Raw genomic sequence first — 3,955 nt, 5'->3', positions numbered from 1 at the left:
AGTGCAGCCTGTGGTGGAACAGATGGTTCTTCTTACTGGTCAGGACCAGTTGTAATCACAACACTTTGTAATCCTGTTGCATTACCACTTACAGAACCATTTAGCACTTGGGTGCCAGAATGTTTTGATATAGACAACGGTGATGGAAACTGGACTCCTTATGTATCTTCAGGTGATACTATAGCAGCTAGAGCTAGAAATACTTGGGGTAATTATGCAAATCATAGACTGATTCAAACGCCTATGATTGATATGGATCAAGCTGCTCTATTGACATTGCTTTGGTCTCACGATGATTCAAATCAAGATACTCTAAAGGTAAACCTATCAGATGATGGAGGAGCTTCATGGGAAACAATCTGGTCTGTAACTGGAGCTGACTTCGAATCAAACGATGGTGCTGGATGGTCAACACCTGGTTCTTATGCTACAGAATATCTTTTGATAGATACTTCATATATAGGAGAAGATGTTATAGTTGAAATAGACTATGCTTCACCTTTGAATGTCTCTAATGATTATGTTTTCATTGACTCATTGGCTGTTACTGCATTACCTGCATGTAATATCCCTTATGACTTGGCTGTAGATTCTACAGGTACAACATCAGTTGATATGTCATTTACTGTGGCAGGATCTGGAGCTACTTTATATGAAATCGAAATAATTGAAGATCAGGATACAATCACTGGTGTTTCAACAAACACTGCATCGGGGACTCCTTTCACAGTTTCAGGATTGAATTCAGGAACAAATTATACTGCATATGTACGTACTATGTGTGGAACTGACTCTACTGTATGGGTTGGACCAATCACATTTACTACTTTATGTGCTCCTGTTGAAGATTACTATACTTCATTTGAAGGGTTAATGACAAACGATCCTATCAACTGTTGGAATCTTATTGACAGTACTACTTCTTCATGGTCAAATGTTCAGGCTTACTATTCTAATTGGACTGTTGGTAATACAGGATTTAGTTCATTGCATTCTTCTAATTCAAACTCTTGGGGTATCAATACTCATCAGTATGCAGTAATGCCTGAATTTAGTAATTTAGGAGACCAAACACATCGTTTGAGATTCTTTGCAAGAAACAACAACAATGACAACAACAGCATAGTCGTTGGAACAATGTCTAATCAAACAGATATTAATACGTTTACTCCAAAGGATACAATTGTCCTAACACCTACTTATACTCAGTATACATTTAACTTTGATGATTATGTAGGTACTGATAATTATATTGCCTTAAGACATCTAACTACAGCAAATTATCAAGATTTTTTCGCTGATGATTTCGAATGGCATGAAATTCCAAACTGTTTCCCTCCTACAGGTGTTGTTGTTGATTCAACTGCATTGACATCTATATCTTTATCTTTAGATTCAACAGGAACATTTGGAACTGAGTGGCTACTAGAATTAGTTGATCTTTCAGGTGTTAATCCAACTATTTTGGATACAGCATTTTCAACTTCGTTTACTGTAAATGGTTTAGAGCCTTCTACAATTTATGAAATAACTATTTCTACTAACTGTGCGGATGCAATCAGTGAAAGTACTACTATAACTGTCCAAACAGACTGTGCTCCTTACGGAGACTTCTATAACGACTTTGAAAATCTTAATTCTGGTGATGATACAACACTTTGTTGGGATTATACAGTAGTTACTAGTTCTACTTCACAATGGAATGCTCCAGAAATAAGTGTTTACAATGCTTCTTGGAGTACTTGTGATGGCTCGAGAGCTATAAGGATGTATAGTGGAGACGATTTATCTGCTGACGTTATGTTGGTGACTCCTGATTTGATTGATATTGCTTCAGGGACTCATAATTTGACATTTGCTGCTACAACATTCGGTTCTTCTTGGACAACTCCTGCGCCATTTGAAGTAGGAACTATAACAGATGGAAATGACCCGAGTACATTTACTGCTTTATACTCAGATGTTGTTCATTTTAACTGTGATTCTATCACTGTTCCTTTCCTATCATATTCTGGGACAGATACACGTATTGCAATTAAATTTAATGGAGCAACTACTTACGATAATCTATATATAGATAAAATGAGATGGGAAGAAGCACCAGATTGTGCTACTCCAGCAAGTTTTACTATTGATGATTTAACAGATATTGATGTTACTCTTGAATGGTTAAATGCTAGTCCAGATACTGTATGGCATCTTGAATTGGTTGATGTATTAGATACTTTGGACGTGTATGACAGTATCCCAACGGATACAGCATTTGCTCATCCTTATGTTATCGGTGGATTGACAGAGAATACTATCTATGAGGTGTATTTGACAAATCCTTGTGATACAAACTATACGCCATTACAACTTACATTTATTACTCCTTATGGTAAAAACATCGGTGTAAATACTATTCTTTCTCCAGAAACTACTGGATGTAATACGAGTGATTCAACTCAGATTACAATTGAGATTGAAAACTTCGGTGGACAAGCTGTTACAGGATTCCCAATTGAATTGAGCTGGGATGATTCTATCTACTTTAACGTAGGTACTTATATGGATACATTAGTTCCTTATCAAATTGACACCATTACTATTGATGGATTCTATGATTTCTCTACTTCTGTAGATACTATGTTCTATATTCAAACTGCTTTGGCAGGAGATTCCGTAGCTACAAATGATATGGCTTCTTCTAGTTTCACAAACCACGGAACTATGTGGGTTGATGTAAATGTATCCACAGTTGGTTCAGGATGGCAAGTAGGATTCCAAATTGTTGATACACTGTACGGCGTTATGGTCGGAGAAGGTGGAGATATTAACGGTTCAGGAAACCTATGGTCTAATACTTCATACAACTATGAGGTTTGTGTATATCCAAATGCTGGATATGTATTCAATGCTTATGATGAAGGTGGTTCTGGATGGCAAGCGGGTACTTATTCTATCACACGTTGTGGTGGTATAGTAGTTGCTAACAATGATGGAGAGACTCCTGATAATGGATTGGATTCTTCTAACTGGAATGTTTGGGAGCTTGAATCTCAAGAATTCTTTGTAGTTGAAGAATGTCCTGATAATGATTTGGCTGTATTATCTATCGACTCACTAGAAACTTCTTGTGGTCTTGGAATTGAATCAGGTTATGTTCAAATCATGAACTTCGGTAACCTTGATGTAGCTCCAAACGGTGCAACTGCTCAATACCAATTCAACAATAGTGGATTGTGGATTGATTTCTGGGATTTCGATTCTGGATTAGCTTCTCAAACAGATACATTGTATCAATTACCAGATATCGATATGAGTTTTGCTGGTTCTTATACAATTGCTGTTAAAGTTGTATTCGCATTAGATGAAGACAATACAAGTAATGAATTCGAATTCTCATTAAACAGTTTACCGACATTAACAGCAGATAGTTCTGCATTTGAAACAGGTGATGGTTTCTGGTACTCTGTTGCTAATATAGGTACAATCAATTCATGGGAATGGGGAATTCCTACAACTGCTAACATTGGAAATAACAATGATGGTAAAGTTTGGGCAACCAACCTTACGGGTGACGCTCCTCAGAATGAGAACAGTTACTTCTATTCTCCATGTTATGACTTCTCGGACTATACAGCATCAGCTGAAATCTCTTTTGATTATATTCGTCCTGGAAATCTTCACTATTATGCCCTATCACGTTCATTTGACGGTGGAATTTCTTGGTTCACATGGTCTCCATGGTCTCAGTTCCCACTATCGAATACGAATGACTGGACTAATGTAACTTTCTTGATGCCTAATGCGCCTGGACAGTCTAACTGTATCTTCAGATGGAGACACAGTTCGTACTCTTGGCAAGCTGAAGGTGAAGGATTAGGATTTGATAACTGGGAAGTTAAAGAACATGTTGAATACAACGTATCAACATTATCTGACCTTCAAGTTGACGGTAATACCGTTATTG

1 protein-coding gene is annotated in these 3,955 nt (G+C 37.1%); it reads left to right on the top strand.

All coding sequences use genetic code 11. The annotated features are described in order from the left end of the window. The coding region (locus tag A9Q93_RS06330; protein ID WP_303686539.1) for a fibronectin type III domain-containing protein at positions 1–3,955 on the top strand (3,955 nt) is incomplete at both ends.

The sequence above is a fragment of the Nonlabens dokdonensis genome (assembly GCF_002162835.1).
Taxonomy (GTDB): Bacteria; Bacteroidota; Bacteroidia; order Flavobacteriales; family Flavobacteriaceae; genus Nonlabens; species Nonlabens dokdonensis_B.
Note: the sequence above shows the minus strand (reverse complement) of the source record. Positions and strands in the feature narration are given on the sequence as shown.